14 protein-coding genes are annotated in these 14,703 nt (G+C 37.4%); 4 read left to right on the forward strand and 10 right to left on the reverse strand.

Features of this window, described 5'->3' with window-relative positions:
• Window positions 1–8: 8 nt before the first annotated feature.
• The 7 genes from KHA94_RS21280 to KHA94_RS21310 all read right to left on the reverse strand — a co-directional run bounded on the left by KHA94_RS21280 (window position 9) and on the right by KHA94_RS21310 (window position 8,298).
• Window positions 9–746, reverse strand: a complete 738-nt coding sequence (locus KHA94_RS21280) for a GNAT family N-acetyltransferase (protein ID WP_213104129.1) — start codon at window positions 744–746, stop codon at window positions 9–11.
• 136 nt (window positions 747–882) lie between these two features.
• Window positions 883–1,983 carry an ABC transporter permease gene (locus KHA94_RS21285; protein WP_213104130.1) on the reverse strand — a complete coding sequence of 367 codons (1,101 nt, stop codon included), beginning with the start codon at window positions 1,981–1,983 and terminating at the stop codon, window positions 883–885.
• Window positions 1,983–3,257 carry an ABC transporter permease gene (locus KHA94_RS21290; RefSeq protein WP_213104131.1) on the reverse strand — a complete coding sequence of 425 codons (1,275 nt, stop codon included), beginning with the start codon at window positions 3,255–3,257 and terminating at the stop codon, window positions 1,983–1,985. The genes KHA94_RS21285 and KHA94_RS21290 overlap by 1 nt, the downstream gene beginning before the upstream one ends.
• A gap of 12 nt (window positions 3,258–3,269) precedes the next feature.
• Window positions 3,270–4,202 carry an ABC transporter ATP-binding protein gene (locus tag KHA94_RS21295; protein ID WP_213104132.1) on the reverse strand — a complete coding sequence of 311 codons (933 nt, stop codon included), beginning with the start codon at window positions 4,200–4,202 and terminating at the stop codon, window positions 3,270–3,272.
• Window positions 4,203–4,964: 762 nt separating this feature from the next.
• Window positions 4,965–5,600 (reverse strand): response regulator transcription factor, encoded by a 636-nt coding sequence (locus KHA94_RS21300; RefSeq protein WP_213104133.1) that lies wholly within the window; start codon window positions 5,598–5,600, stop codon window positions 4,965–4,967.
• The gene (locus KHA94_RS21305) at window positions 5,601–6,488 is read right to left on the reverse strand and encodes a sensor histidine kinase (RefSeq protein WP_213104134.1); all 888 of its coding nucleotides are present in this window, start codon (window positions 6,486–6,488) and stop codon (window positions 5,601–5,603) included.
• Between the two features lie 400 nt (window positions 6,489–6,888).
• On the reverse strand, window positions 6,889–8,298 hold the full coding sequence (locus KHA94_RS21310) for a YfcC family protein (RefSeq protein WP_213104135.1): 1,410 nt from the start codon (window positions 8,296–8,298) through the stop codon (window positions 6,889–6,891).
• A 110-nt stretch (window positions 8,299–8,408) separates the two neighbouring features.
• On the opposite strand from KHA94_RS21310, the gene KHA94_RS21315 reads away from it, so the two are divergent.
• From KHA94_RS21315 to menC, 3 genes are read left to right on the forward strand one after another with little or no spacing between them, the layout of a single operon-like run.
• Window positions 8,409–9,206, forward strand: a complete 798-nt coding sequence (locus KHA94_RS21315; protein WP_213104136.1) for a MurR/RpiR family transcriptional regulator — start codon at window positions 8,409–8,411, stop codon at window positions 9,204–9,206.
• 12 nt (window positions 9,207–9,218) lie between these two features.
• Complete coding sequence (locus KHA94_RS21320) at window positions 9,219–10,349, forward strand: M20 peptidase aminoacylase family protein (protein WP_213104137.1); 1,131 nt, start codon at window positions 9,219–9,221, stop codon at window positions 10,347–10,349.
• 1 nt (window position 10,350) lies between these two features.
• On the forward strand, window positions 10,351–11,496 hold the full coding sequence (gene menC / locus KHA94_RS21325; protein WP_213104138.1) for an o-succinylbenzoate synthase: 1,146 nt from the start codon (window positions 10,351–10,353) through the stop codon (window positions 11,494–11,496).
• A gap of 46 nt (window positions 11,497–11,542) precedes the next feature.
• Here menC and KHA94_RS21330 read toward each other — a convergent pair whose 3' ends face one another.
• From KHA94_RS21330 to KHA94_RS21340, 3 genes are all read right to left on the reverse strand, one after another.
• The gene (locus KHA94_RS21330) at window positions 11,543–11,857 is read right to left on the reverse strand and encodes a DMT family transporter (protein WP_213104139.1); all 315 of its coding nucleotides are present in this window, start codon (window positions 11,855–11,857) and stop codon (window positions 11,543–11,545) included.
• Window position 11,858: 1 nt separating this feature from the next.
• The gene (locus tag KHA94_RS21335; RefSeq protein WP_213104140.1) at window positions 11,859–12,197 is read right to left on the reverse strand and encodes a DMT family transporter; all 339 of its coding nucleotides are present in this window, start codon (window positions 12,195–12,197) and stop codon (window positions 11,859–11,861) included.
• A 124-nt stretch (window positions 12,198–12,321) separates the two neighbouring features.
• Complete coding sequence (locus KHA94_RS21340; protein ID WP_213104195.1) at window positions 12,322–12,900, reverse strand: TetR/AcrR family transcriptional regulator; 579 nt, start codon at window positions 12,898–12,900, stop codon at window positions 12,322–12,324.
• 404 nt (window positions 12,901–13,304) lie between these two features.
• Here KHA94_RS21340 and KHA94_RS21345 point away from each other — a divergent pair, with 404 nt between their 5' ends.
• Window positions 13,305–14,687, forward strand: coding sequence for a sugar phosphate nucleotidyltransferase (locus KHA94_RS21345; RefSeq protein WP_213104141.1), 1,383 nt, complete (start codon window positions 13,305–13,307; stop codon window positions 14,685–14,687).
• Window positions 14,688–14,703 lie beyond the last annotated feature (16 nt).

The raw sequence follows: 14,703 nt of genomic DNA on the forward strand, positions 1-14,703 counted from the left end.
CTGCTGCTTTATATAGCTGAATTGCTCGTTCCTTGATTGCGATGTTCGTCTGCTACAGCGATAAATTCGATTGCACCTTCTTTATGCTCTGGCTCTGCTTCTACGTAAACATATCCTTTAATGCTTTGATCATCAGCTTTCATTAAAAGCAGTTTATTTTTTTCATTCAATCGATTGATTATATCTTGATCAGAATAATAGGTTTGAGGAAACGAGTCTTCATGGAGTTTCCTAAAGGAATTCCAATAGGATGAGCTAAAATGTTCAATTTCACTATTATCCTCGTGCTTCATTTGATAGCGGTATGCCTTTAGGATAAGATGCTTCCCCTTTTCATTTCCTCCAAGCCGTTTTACAAATTGTCTCCCTTTCTCATTTTTCTTGTTCAGAAAGAAGAAAAAACGAGTAACTTGATTTTCTAGTCTACTAATTAACTTATCCCAAAGTACCTTCTCTATCTCGACTCTAAGCTGATCTGCTATTATGAATGGCCCCCACACCTCAGCGCTTTTATCTTCTAAATCAATATCTAATCCTAGAGCGCCCACCATATCTTCTCCCAGACAGGCAACAGCAAAAGATTGATCAATTTCTATATCAGAAAAATCATTCATCAACGTATCGCAGATTTCATCCTTCTCCACTCCACAATAGCCAATATGACTTTCAGGTAAACGATTTATTCTTTCTAAAAAACTAGCAAGCTCTTGTATATTGGTTGGTGACTTTATATGAATCTGCATCATGATCTCCTTGTCTGGCGAATAATTCTATTATAGTTTGAAAATTGATAATTTACCAATAACGTATATTAATTTAGACAAGCAAAAAAAGTCCATTCCAGCAAATTATGCGGAACAGACTTTTCAACATGTTTAAGCTTCAGCGCCGCTCCATTCCGTTAATCCCCAATCCCATTAAAACCACACCGATTAGAAGCAGCATGCTTATTGGAAATAACAGCTCAGAAAATGGCAGCTGATAAATTGTAACACCCTTTAAAATTTCCATCCCATAGGAAATAGGCGAAATATTTGATAATGCAAGTAGGAAAGGTGAAGAGACAATTTCAAGTGGCCAGTAAGCTCCACCTAGCATGGCTAGACTAACCGAAATGAGCGGAATAAGCGCATTAAACTGGCGAATGCTTTTCACAAAACCAGTAATAAACATAGATAGAGCAACAATCGCAAACACATAAGGAATGAGAGCAACAAAGGTTTCTCCAAATCCTCCATAAAAATCAACCTTTGCTGCAAAACGGAATACAAGAAAAATGAGAGCAATTTGTAGATAACCTAGGACAAAGCTGTAAATTAAATTTGCACTATACATTTCCCATTTTCGAACTGGGGATAGAATAAGCCGGTCACGGATTCCCATTTGTCTTTCCTCAAATAATTCAGCAACCACGGTCGAAATCGTATAGATGACGAAAAATAGTGATAAGCCGAAAATCCCTTGTAATCGACTATCAATAACAACGGATTCCCCTCCATGGAAGGTTTCCATCCCAATTTGAAATAGTGGTTCTTCTTCCACTTGTATCAATAGTTGATCCACCTGTTTTTCCGATAATCCATTTTCCTCTCCAATACCAAGAAGATGTTGTCTTTCATTTTGTTCTGCTACTGTTTGGGTAAGCTTCTGTTCGATCAAAGAGACATTGGGTGATTCTACCGTATAAAGAATTCGATAACCATCGTTATTTAGGAGAATCCCTGCGTCCACTTCATTCCCTTGCACCTGCTTCAGCAGCTCCTCCTCAGTAACAGACTGAAAAACAAGTTCATCTGAAGTGTTTAATTGCTCTAGCAATGAAGACGAGAGTTCATTTTCACCTTCCGCAGCAATTGGAATGGTTTGTGTTCCATTGTTTCCACCCATAAAATATGCAAATACGAGCGTAAAGAGCACCATGACGATAAAGGTCCATGGTTTACGAAGAAACCTCTGCATTTTTGCTAGTAATAAACCACCCATTACTGTCTCACCTCTTTCGGGAAAATGGACACACCAATAACAGCTAACATCATTCCATAGATGCAGAGCGTCACTAGCTGAGGAATCACTGTTTCAATTCCATAGCCTTGATATATGTTTAAATATGCATTCATTGCTGCGCCATCCGGTGTTAATTTTCCAATTTCTGCAACTGTTTCAGACATACCTTTGACAGGGACGAAGGTTCCGCCCAATAAAGCAAAAATGGTTACGCCAATAGATGAAAAGAAATTTGAAAAGGTTTGAGAATGAAAACGATAATTTAATGTTGTGACAAGAGTTGCGAAGCCTCCAACCGCTATAGCAATACAAATCGTAATGGCCAAGAAACTGGATAAGTCATCCCATTTTACACCGTATGCAATAAATGAAAACCCAAATAGGATCAATAACTGGATAAAAGCAATGATAATAGCTGATATAAATGTACCCATTAAATAAGAGGTTCTAGATGCTCTTGAAAGGATAATTCGTGTATAAACATTTGATTCTTTCTCTGCAAATGCAAATGTTCCGGCCATAGATGCAACATAGAGAACGAACATCATACTAATACCAATTGTGTAATAAGCAATGGCTGAAACAGATTTAACAGCAGATATACTCTGAATGGATACCTCAGATTCAGCTGGTTGCTTCATTTCTGGATTCATCGGTATACCTATTTTGGCTAAAGCTGTTTGAAGTGTATATTGATGTTGGAAATCCTCTATTATATCGGCAACCAATTGGGAGGCAAGCTCTCGATCTTCATTTTGATAAAGCTTCAATTCAGGTTTTTCAGATGTCTGCTCAGATGGAAAAAAGACAGACATTAGAAAATGATAAGTGAACTTCTCCGGCACTTCAATGATCACTGCATAGTCTTTATTCTTCTTTAACTTAGTCAATTTTTCAGGTTCAACTTCCTTAACATGAACAAATTCTTTCAATTTATCATTTTCAAAAACGTCTTCTCTTAATATTTTTAATGGCAGCAACGTTTTAATTTGTCCTTCAATCGCTGCGATGGCTTCAGGATCTAGCCGACTTTTTTGCAGGAAGGTTTTAAATTCCTCTATGTCATCCTCTTCGTTTCCTTGAGAAACATAAGCTACCTTTGCTTCAATTGGAGACTTCTCTCCCTCAAACAATCCTCCTAATGCAAACCCCAAAATCGTAATAAGCACAATAGGCATGACGAGTTGAAGAATGATCACCTCAGGGTTTCGAATAAAAACGAGTAACTGCTTTTTTAAGAAAGCATTAAACACAACAATCCCCTCCTAATTCCTTAACGCCCGACCCGTAAGATGTAAAAATACATCTTCAAGCGTTGGGGTTTGTGCCTCAATGGACTGGATCGTCGTTTCCGTCCCTTCTGCTAATTGAAAAAGACGTGCAAACAAGTTTACTTCTTTAGGAATGACAATAGTAATCATATTTCCAGAGCTTTGTACTTCCTTCACGAGACCTTCCTGCCTGATACTTTGGATAAATTTTTCATTTGGCTGTTCTACTTTAATAGTTAGTGTTTTTTCCGCAGATAGAATGCTTTTGATTTCATCCTTTGTTCCTACTGCAATAATCCGACCTTGATCCATAATATAAATTCGATCACAAATGAATTCGACCTCTTCCATATAGTGACTTGTATACAGAATAGACATCCCCATCTCTTGATTTAAGCGCTTCACTGTTTCTAAAATATGATTACGAGACTGTGGGTCGATCCCTACCGTTGGTTCATCCATAATGATCATTTCAGGGTCATGCATTAAGCTCGCACCAATATTTAATCTGCGCTTCATTCCTCCAGAAAAATGCTTCGTTATCACCTTCTTTTGTTCAGAAAGACCAATTAACTCCAGCACTTCATCTACTTTTTTCTGAAGTTGTTTACCTGACATTTGATGAATTCGACCGAAAAAAAGCAAATTTTCTTTTGCGCTTAAATCATTGTATAAAGCAATTTCCTGTGGCACGACTCCAAGCACGCGGCGAAGCTCCTGGGGATTCTTCAAAATACTTTGCTTACGAAACCGCACATCACCAGAAGTTGGAGGTACGAGCGATGAAATCATCGAAATGGTCGTCGACTTTCCTGCCCCGTTCGGACCTAATAGCCCAACCGTCTCCCCACTCTCTATATACATGTTCAGCCCATCAACAACTTTCTTTTTCTTAAATTGTTTTGTTATATCAATCGCTTCAAGCATTGTTATTCCCCCTTTCATTAACTTCATATTATTCTACTGGCATTCCCCTTCCCACTCACCTCCGTCACAAAATGATTCTCCTAACCATGACCTCAGTCATCATTATTTAAGCGAGCTTTATGAGCAATATGTAAAAGAGAGTGAGTGGAGTGCTTTAGGAGACCACTTGATTCTGATTTCTCTATAAAAATGGTTTCATTATCCCTCTATGAGACCGCTTTTTCTCATTTTTTCAGCTTGTGGTGGTCTCATGAGCTCTCTATGAGACCGCTTTTTCTCTTTTTATAGCTTGTCGTGGTCTCATGAACTCTCTATGAGACCGTTTCTTCTCTTTTTATAGCTTGTCGTGGTCTCATGAACTCTCTATGAGACCGTTTTTTCTCTTTTTATAGCTTGTCGTAGTCTCATGAACTCTCTATGAGACCGCTTTTTCTCTTTTTATAGCTTGTCGTGGTCTCATGAGCTCTCTATGAGACCGTTTTTTCTCTTTTTATAGCTTGTCGTGGTCTCATGAACTCTCTATGAGACCGCTTTTTCTCTTTTTTAAGCTTATGGTGGTCTCATGAACTCTCTATGAGACCGCTTTTTCTCTTTTTTAAGCTTGAAGCGATCTCATGAACTGACTTTATGACCTTTTCCGATTCCACCCCTGACAAAAGGTTGTCATTGCCACTAAAAAAAGCCCTCCAAAGTAAAATACTTCAAAAGACTCTTCCTAAATAAACGATATACAAACTTCCATTTAATCATTCCGTCAGTATCTTATTCAGATAAATCATTCTTCACTGCAAAGATTGCCAGCTGTGTTCGGTCACGCAATTCAAGTTTTTGTAAAATGGCGGTAATATGATTTTTTACTGTTCCAATCGATAAATGCAATTCATCTGCAATTTCCTTATTCGTCATCCCATTACCGACACATCGGGCTATCGCTAACTCTCTAGGTGTTAAAGGAATATCCGTCGCTTCCTTCTTTTTTTGCAAAAGTAATCGCGGCATAACCTTTGCAGTTACCTCTCGATCTAGTGGCATACCTCCATCCATGCAGCTTAAAATGGCCTTAATCAATTCCTCACGCTCCGCCGTTTTTAACAAAAATCCATTGACTCCATCTTTTAATGACTGGAGGGCATACTCATCATCATTAAAGGTTGTCAGCATTAAAATTTTTACATGAGGCCATCTCTGTTTCATGATGCGTGCAGCTTCGATTCCATTCATAACCGGCATCCGTATATCCATCACAACACAGTCAATAGCATGAAGTTCCATTTTCGATATAGCTTCCATTCCATCTCCTGCTTCTGCCACTACCTGTAAACTTTTTTCTTGCTCAATCATCATTTTTATCCCTTGACGAACAATTACCTGATCTTCAACTAGCAGAATTCTTTTCATTTATAGGCCATCTCCCTTCAATGGAAAAGATGCATCAACAATAAAATACCCCTCCGTTTGATATGCCTGCACGCTACCCCCAATTCCCTCTAGCCGCTCTCGCATATTTTGCAAGCCAAACCCCGGCTGAAAAGGTTGAGCGTTATTAATGCGATTTTGAATATTTATATGAAAATGACCAACAGCTGTTCTTCCAAGAGTAACAATGACCTCACGTGAAGCAGCATAACGCATTGCATTCGTAAGTGCTTCTTGAAGCACACGGTATAAAACAATACTTTGAACATTTGATAGCTTTGCAGACAAAATGCCATGTTTCGTTGTGAAGTTAATAGAAATATGACTCTCTGTTTCAAGCTTTCGAACAAGCTGAAGGACGGAAGTAAGTCCTGCCGCTTCGTCTTGTTTCAATGTACGAACAGCTAGTCTAATTTCTTCTAAACTATCTCGTACCTCTTTCTTAATGGTTACCAACCGCGGATCATTAACTTCCATTGACATCATTTCAAGCTGCATTAGCACCGCTGTTAATTTATGACCAACAGAATCATGAATCTCACGCGATATCCGAGTCCGTTCTTCCAATCGAGCTATACTTTCATTTTCAAGAACCTTCCTCTTAAGCTGTCGATATTCTAAAACAACCTCATTATGTACAAAAAGTAATTCCGCGCGCTCTCCAATCTTTCTCCATAACAAATAAAGAAGGGCACTCATGAAGCCAACTGCCAGAACCGATGCAATTGTCAAGCTATCATGAATTAAGAGAGTGATAACTGAAAAAATCGTATATACACCTAGTATGATGTAAAAAGAATGTCGTTGAACAAAAAATGCCGCTTCTATAGCTATGTATAGATAGAGCAATTCTCCATAGTACAAACTCATTATGTCCACAAAAATAATAGAAAAAAATACAAGGGAGAGCATCGAAGAAAAGATAATAAAACTAGCTTTATAGATTGGAATTAGAAAAAAGAGAATAATCGAACTTGCACAAAGCAATAATAACAAGGATAATTCCTTATTAGCTAATTGTTCAGGAGATATAATCAATCCAACCCATAAACTTATATAAAGGAAAAATCGAATTAAAAAGGGAATAATAGTAGCTCCTCCTTACATTTGAACGAAATACATCTTAAAAGTCATTTTAGCTATATTTTACCATTATGTGATAATAGAAAAATAGTATCTTAACAAGATGTATTCTGTTCTAGTAGGAAAGGAATCCTATGGAAATCGTCACCTTAGGCGGGACATGGGACCTGTCCCCTTGTCCCAGAGTTTAAAATGGTCCCCAGTCCATTAAAACACCGATGATAAGGAATATTGCTCCTAGGATACTCCAAATCAATAGTAATGGGAAAACAAAGCGGATCCACTTTACCCAGGAAACACCTGCAATTGCTAGAGTTGCCATCAATATCCCTGAAGTAGGTGTTATTACATTTGTAAATCCATCTCCCATTTTGTATGCTTGTACGGCCACTTGTCTTGGAATCTCCATAATGTCTGCCAATGGAGTCATGATTGGCATTACAATTACAGCCTGACCACTTCCAGAAGATACTAAGATATTAAACAATAAATTAGCAACAAACATGACCAATGCACCCATCACACTTGTAAAAGGTGTCATAAGACCCACCATTCCCTGAACAATTGTATCCAAGATCTTTCCATCTTCTAAAACAACAACAATGGAACGCGCCATCCCAATAATTAATGCACCATATACTAATCCCTTAGCCCCATTAAAGAATTCTTGGACTAGTCGGTTGGGGGATAATTTTGCAATAATTGCTGTTCCCACTGCAATAATCAAGAATATTGCAGCCATTTCATTTAATGCCCACTTGTACTGGAAAACACCAAACACATATATTCCGATTCCAACTACCAACCAGAGCAGCACAAGTTTATGTACACTTGTGAGAACAACTTGATTATTTAACTGATTTTTCTCTTCAATTTTAGGGAATGGAGTATTGCCTAATACACTTTTTGAAGGATCATTTTTTATTTTATTTGCATAATAAGCAATGTAGGCAATCGTTGTAATTAAGATTGTGATATAAATTACAATTCGATACCCAATACCTGAAAATAAGGGCAACTGGGCAATTTGCTGTGCCGTACCTGTTGTAAGTGGATCAAGGAACGCGGTATTAAATCCTGCATATGCTCCAAGATATATAATTGATACACCCACTATTGCATCCATCTTCATGGACCGAGCTAAAATAATTCCAATTGGTATAAAGGCAATTACAGCATTAACAATAATCCCAAGTGCACCAAAGGCTGAAAAAAGTATACACACAACTGTTATCAAGAGTATTTCTTTATTTTTTGTTTTTTCTATCGTTTTTAAAATCATTGCATCGATAGCACCTGTCGATTCGATAACCGCAAACGATCCGCCGATGATTAATACAAGGAAAATCAACGGAGCCGAACTTATCATCCCTTCTTGTATAGCAAGAAATATATCTAAAAGACCGGCAGGCGATGAATCTATCTGCTGATAGCTATCTGGTACTACCATTGTAATACCGTCTACCTCTTCTCTTGTGAATTCACCTGCTGGTATAAGATAAGTCAGAATCGCCATCAGGACCAAAATAGCAAATAAAATAACATAGGCATCAGGAATCCCCCATTTTACCCTCTTCTTTTCATTTGCTTTTTCCATTTTATGCACCTCCGTTAGAATTTTCTTAATATTCATTGACTTTATCCATAATAAATCATAAACTTTATTTTAACAACAATAAATTAAAAACTTTATTTTGGAGTTGAGACATGTCTTATATCGAAAAAACAAAAAACCGATATGATAGTTTAACGAAAGGATTAAAAAAAGTAGGTGAATCATTACTTTCCAATCCAGTGTTATTTGCTACACATCCAGCGAAAAAAGTAGCTTCTCTTATTGATGTAAGCGAGACCATGGTTATCCGCTTTTGTAAAGCTATTGGATACAACGGTTTTTCTGAATTACAAAAAGATGTTCAATACCGATTGTTAACTATCCAGCCGGCAGGTAAGGAGTATTCTCCCCTTACATCTGATTCATTTGAAAATGTCATGAGCATTGATGAAGGCACGATCAATCATGTCGCTAAAAACATTGATTGGGATATAGCCAGAAAAATTGTTGATCAGATTGTTGCTGCTCGTTCGGTAAAAATAGTGGGATACTACCAATCTTTCGCTTACGCACATTGGTTTGCATACCTTCTAAATAATCTTCTAGATAACACAGCTTTGTACCGCCCTGAAACAGATGTTGGAATTACTAAAAAGGGGTATGAGCATTCAGTCGTAATTTTTTCGTATTATCGATATGCCTTAGAATCAATTAGATTAGCAAAAGAGGCAAAATTGAATGAGAATAATGTTATTGTCATAACGGATTCACAGATCTCACCTATTGTGGAGTATGGAGATCTTGTTTTAACAATAAATACGTCTCAAAAATCTTTATTGGAAAAAGGGCCAGTAACCTTTTCTGTTCTAAACGCTCTTCTGCTCCATATAGCCCAAAAAGTAGAAAAATTAGATTTTGTCAATCCTACTAACAAGTACTATATCCAATGAAAGGTGATAAAAATGGTAACGGATCTGAGAGAGAAAATTTTTGAAGCATTTGATTATTTGCATTCCCATCCAGAACTAAGCTGGAAAGAGACTAATACAACAGAATATATTAAAAGACACCTAGAACAAGCCGGATGCTTAGTAAGAACATTTGAAGATTGCACAGGAGTTATAGGGGATTATGGAAATTTTTCCGGGGATGTACCCATCATTGCGATTCGGGGAGACATGGATGCACTCTGGCAAGAAGTAAACGGTGAATTGCAGGCTAACCACTCATGCGGACACGATGCACATATGACGATGGTTTTAGGAGTTCTTTGGAGTATTCAAGAGGATAAGAGCCTTAAAGACAAAATAGGTGTAAGGTTTATCTTCCAGCCGGCAGAAGAAGTTGGAGCAGGAGCATTGAAGTTGGTAGATAAAGGGATTGTTGATAATGTCGATTATCTATATGGTATTCATTTAAGACCTATCCAAGAAGCTCCAGATGGCTATGCAACTCCTGCTATTATGCATGGTGCAACAGGCTCAATGGAATTTGAAATCAGAGGTGAAGATGCACATGGTGCTCGTCCTCATTTAACTCATAATGCAATTGAAATCGGAAACTCCATCCTTAATTCTTTCAATACCATTCATCTAGATCCTAACGTGGCACACACAATCAAAGCAACTAGATTCTTATCAGGGGGAAAAAATACAAATATCATACCTGGCAGTGCTTCATTGGCTATTGACTTACGTGCCCAGACAAATGCAATTATGGAAAAGCTAAGACATCGAGTAATCGAAATTTTACAATCTTCTAACGAACTCTTTAATACTGAGATCGTAATAACGAATGATTATGGAATTGCTGCAGCTGAGGTCAGGGAAGAAGCTTTAGAAATCGCCAAACAGGCAATCATCAATCGTTTAGGTGAAGAAAAATTGGCACCGCCCCTTATTACACCAGGTGGGGATGATTTCCATTTCTACACCATTAAAAAGCCTCATTTAAAAGCAACCATGGTGGGGCTAGGATGCGATCTAAAACCCGGACTCCATCATCCGAACATGACATTTAATAAGGATTCTTTGTTAAACGGAGTAAAAATATTAACTGAAATTGTGATTTTACATAGTAAAAAGGAGCGTTAATATGAAAACCATTTATATAAAAGAAGTTGTGCTGCACAATATTAGGGTATCTTTGAAGGCACCTTTTACTACAAGTTTTGGCACAATGCAAACGAAAGATGTTTGTATAGTTGAAGTTATTGATGAATCTGGTATCTCAGGCTGGGGAGAAACTGTTTCAAGTAACGAACCCTATTATAATGAAGAAACAACCTATACAGCCGTTTATATGTTAAAAGATTTCTTGATACCGAGAATTATCCAAAGAGAAATCTCCCACCCAAAAGAAATACATGAAATGCTCTCTTTTGTTCGGAGAAATCAGATAGCAAAAGCAGCCCTGGAAACTGCTGTGTGGGATGCTTTTGCTAAAAAAAATGAAAAGTCATTATCGGAGGTTCTTGGAGGAGAAAAGAAAGAGATTGCCGTAGGAAAAAGTATTGGTATTCAGGAATCACCCAGCCAATTAGTTGAAAAAGTCAGGAAATATGTGGATGAAGGTTTTAAAAAAATTAAAGTAAAAATTGCCCCGGGGGCTGATATAGAATATATCGATGCTGTTCGCAAAGAATTTTCCAATATTCCCCTTATGGCGGATGCTAACTCCGCCTATACGTTAGAGCATATGGAACACCTCAAAAAGTTAGATAAATACAACCTTATGATGATCGAACAGCCTTTGGCTTATGATGATATTATTGATCATGCTATTCTACAAAAAAATATGTCTACACCCATTTGTCTTGATGAAAGCATTCATAGTTACGAAGATGCTCTAAAGGCAATCGAGCTTGGGAGCTGTCGAATTATAAACATTAAAATTGGTCGGGTTGGAGGCCTGCAAGAATCCATTAGAATTCATAATTTATGTAAAGAGCATAATATTCCAGTATGGTGTGGAGGGATGCTTGAAACTGGCATAGCCCGTGCTCATAATATTCATATGACAACTCTAGCTAATTTCACTCTACCTGGTGATACAGCCCCTTCTTCTCATTATTGGGAAGAAGATATAGTTAAACCTGAAATCACAATGAATAATGGTTACATACAGGTTCCATCTGGATTAGGCATAGGTTATGAAATCGATAATGAAAAATTAAAAGAAATATCATTTCAAACCGTGAAGATCAATTCAAATCAATCCACCCATCCCATTCCAGGATAAGAGTAGCGGGACAGAGGGACAGGAAGCTTGTCCCTCCCCTTATCCCTTATGACAAAGCCTTCAAACCTACTACACCAATAATAATTAATGCTACACTGACAATTCGACCCCTGCTTTTGGATTCACCCAAAAGAAGCATGTTTAATATAACCGCACCTGCTGTACCGATTCCAATCCAAACTGCATAGGCGATACTGACCTGCAAATAATTGAAGGATGCATATAAAAAAACAAACGATGCACCAAATCCACCTAAATATAGAAGGCCATTTTTTAGTGTTTTTTGCTGACTGTACAATTTCAAACCAATCGCACCAGCAATTTCACTAGCAGCAGCAATAAAAACAAATAACCAGCCCATATTAAACGGCCTCCTTTTCTTCTTTGTTATCTGCAATATTTAACCCAATTACGCCAACAATTAAAATGACTATAAACAAAACTTTCCCCATGCTAAAGCTTTCACCGAATAGGAATACATCCATTAGCACTGTTCCGATCGTACCCACTCCAGCAAAAACAGCATATACCGTTCCAGTAGGAAGGTTTTCACATGCTTTAGGAAGAAAGTGAAAATCAATAAGGATAAATCCGATAATAATCACCCAATGCCACCAGCTATTCGCTACATTAAATCCATACAGCCAAACTAACTCAAAAAAACATGTAAGAAATACATAAAACCACGCATTATTTTTCATTTATATCCTCCTCTAAGATGACTGACTTTCATTCATTTTTTAATGAAAATAAGTCGACCTACTTAAAGAAGCCTTTCTAAGCAGGTCGAATCATAATTTTCATTTTTCTCCTTAATAAAGGCTCTTATTCTCGAATCCCAAGTCCATGCTTTAAAAAATCCAACACTTCTAATTTTTGAGTATTCGCATTCCCATCTTGCTTGGAATCATATAAATATATTTGCTCTGCCGCTGATTCAACGAGACCTATGAATAGCTTAGAAGTGCGTTCAACATTAATGGAATGACGAATAACTCCTGAAGTCTTTGCTTCTTGTAAAAACTGGCTGATCCACGAATAAAAAGGTTGATAAACGGTTTCCCATTCTTTTATATGCTCAGTTGAAGCAAGTCCTGCATATACAAGAGCCTGAATTTCCCGATAATCACTAGTAAAAGAAAAAATGGCGTCAACAACCTGTGAAAGCTGTGTTGAAAAAGATGCATCTTCATCTACTTGGGCTTTTACAGATGCCATTGCTTTTTCAACCATTACTTCTGCTATTGCCGGCATAACAGACAATTTAGACGGAAAATATAAATAGAAGGTTCCTTGCGCAATTCCAGCCAATTTCACAATATCCGAAATCTTCGCCTTTTCAATGCCTTTTTCCTTAAAAACCTCAATGGCTGCATGAACGATTTTTTCTTTTTTATTCATGATCCACTTCCTCTCGAAAACAATGACTGACTTTCATTCATTTTATCCAAATCTTTATAGCATGTCAAATTAATCAAACGTTTGACTAATACCTTTGTTCGCCTTTTCCTCTTAATCAAACGTTTGATTAATACCTCTGTTCGCCTTTTCCTCTTAATCAATCGTTTGATTAATACCTTTGTTCGCTTTTTCCTCTTAATTGATACTTCTATTCGCTTTTTGCCCTTATGCTAAGGGGGGCATCTCTAAGTCGAAATCTCGGCTAGTGATGCCCCCTTCACCTGTCAATGGTTTAGTTTCAACTAAACTTGTACTTTAACAGAAGAAGCATACACTTCATAAAATAAGTTACAGGCAGGAACAGCGATGGTTTATGGAACAATGAGAAACAAGGAGCTTAACCGATTATGAAATTAATTCTTTTATCAGGAGGATCAGGCAAGCGACTGTGGCCGTTATCGAATGATTCTCGGTCTAAGCAGTTTTTAAAGGTATTGAAAAATGAAAAAGGCGAACGAGTATCGATGGTCCAGCGTGTATGGGAACAATTGCAAATGGCAGACTTAGGTAAAGACTCGATTGTAGCAACGAGTAAGGCACAAATAGATGTGATTCAAAGCCAGTTAGGTGAGGATGTACCGTTTATTATTGAGCCTGAGCGCAGAGATACATTTCCTGCAATTGCATTAGCTTCAGCTTATCTTTATTCGGTTCGGAAAGTTTCTCTAAATGAAGTGGTTGTCGTTTGCCCAGTAGATCCATTTGTAGAAATTCACTTTTTTGAACATATTAAAGAGCTTAAGAAGGTTGTAGAGGAAAGTCATGCGGACTTGTCATTAATTGGTGTAAAGCCAACTTATCATTCTGCAAAATATGGTTATATTATCCCAGAATCAATCCATTCTAATCAAAGATTTTACAAGGTAAAAAGGTTTAAAGAAAAACCTACAGAGCAGGAAGCAGCTCAGTTAATTACAGAAGATGCTTTATGGAATTGCGGTGTTTTTGCATTTAAATTGGGTTATTTAATTAATTTATTAGAAAAAAAAGGGTTGCCTATTCACTTTGAACAGCTTCAACAGGAATACAAATTGCTCCCCAAAATAAGTTTCGATTATGAGGTAGTAGAAAAAGCGAATAACATTGTTGTTTTTCCGTATGGTGGATATTGGAAAGATCTTGGGACATGGAATACGTTAACAGAAGAAATGTCAACTAACTTAATAGGCAAAGGGACTTTGAGTAAAGATTCAACTAATACACACCTAATTAATGAACTGGACATTCCAGTTGCTGTACTAGGGGTTCCTAATGCTGTTGTGGCTGTCAGTGCAGATGGCATTCTAGTAACGGATAAAGCTGCCAGCCCTCGAATTAAGGAATTAATCACAGACCTAGATCAAAGACCAATGTATGAAGAACGGCGCTGGGGCTGGTATCGTGTTTTAGATTTTAATAAAAACGAAGATGGCACTGAGATATTAACAAAACGGATCTGTGTAAAAATGGGGAAGAATTTAAGCTACCAGATGCACCATAAAAGAAATGAAGTATGGACCATCATCAAGGGTGAAGGTGAATTTGTTTTAGATGGTGGCATTCAGCCTGTAAAACCTGGGGACGTTCTAATCATTCCTATAGGAGCAAAACATGCCATTAAAGCACATTCTGATCTTGAATTTATTGAAGTACAACAAGGTGTGGAATTGAATGAAGATGATATCATTCGCTTATTAATGACATGGGATGAAGTTGAGGAGCACTGTGAAAGAAAGGGGGATTCTTCCTGAGTGATTATCAAGTTGT

Source organism: Cytobacillus citreus (genome assembly GCF_018343665.1).
Classification (GTDB): Bacteria; Bacillota; Bacilli; order Bacillales; family Cytobacillaceae; genus Cytobacillus; species Cytobacillus citreus.

Bases quoted from the DNA above. Each gene is read 5' to 3' on its own strand.
- KHA94_RS21280 (WP_213104129.1), bottom strand. From the start codon at position 746: ATGATGCAGATTCATATAAAGTCACCAACCAATATACAAGAGCTTGCT.
- KHA94_RS21285 (WP_213104130.1), bottom strand. From the start codon at position 1,983: ATGGGTGGTTTATTACTAGCAAAAATGCAGAGGTTTCTTCGTAAACCA.
- KHA94_RS21295 (WP_213104132.1), bottom strand. From the start codon at position 4,202: ATGCTTGAAGCGATTGATATAACAAAACAATTTAAGAAAAAGAAAGTT.
- KHA94_RS21300 (WP_213104133.1), bottom strand. From the start codon at position 5,600: ATGAAAAGAATTCTGCTAGTTGAAGATCAGGTAATTGTTCGTCAAGGG.
- KHA94_RS21305 (WP_213104134.1), bottom strand. From the start codon at position 6,488: ATGAGTTTGTACTATGGAGAATTGCTCTATCTATACATAGCTATAGAA.
- KHA94_RS21310 (WP_213104135.1), bottom strand. From the start codon at position 8,298: ATGGAAAAAGCAAATGAAAAGAAGAGGGTAAAATGGGGGATTCCTGAT.
- KHA94_RS21315 (WP_213104136.1), top strand. From the start codon at position 8,409: ATGTCTTATATCGAAAAAACAAAAAACCGATATGATAGTTTAACGAAA.
- KHA94_RS21320 (WP_213104137.1), top strand. From the start codon at position 9,219: ATGGTAACGGATCTGAGAGAGAAAATTTTTGAAGCATTTGATTATTTG.
- menC (WP_213104138.1), top strand. From the start codon at position 10,351: ATGAAAACCATTTATATAAAAGAAGTTGTGCTGCACAATATTAGGGTA.
- KHA94_RS21330 (WP_213104139.1), bottom strand. From the start codon at position 11,857: ATGGGCTGGTTATTTGTTTTTATTGCTGCTGCTAGTGAAATTGCTGGT.
- KHA94_RS21335 (WP_213104140.1), bottom strand. From the start codon at position 12,197: ATGAAAAATAATGCGTGGTTTTATGTATTTCTTACATGTTTTTTTGAG.
- KHA94_RS21345 (WP_213104141.1), top strand. From the start codon at position 13,305: ATGAAATTAATTCTTTTATCAGGAGGATCAGGCAAGCGACTGTGGCCG.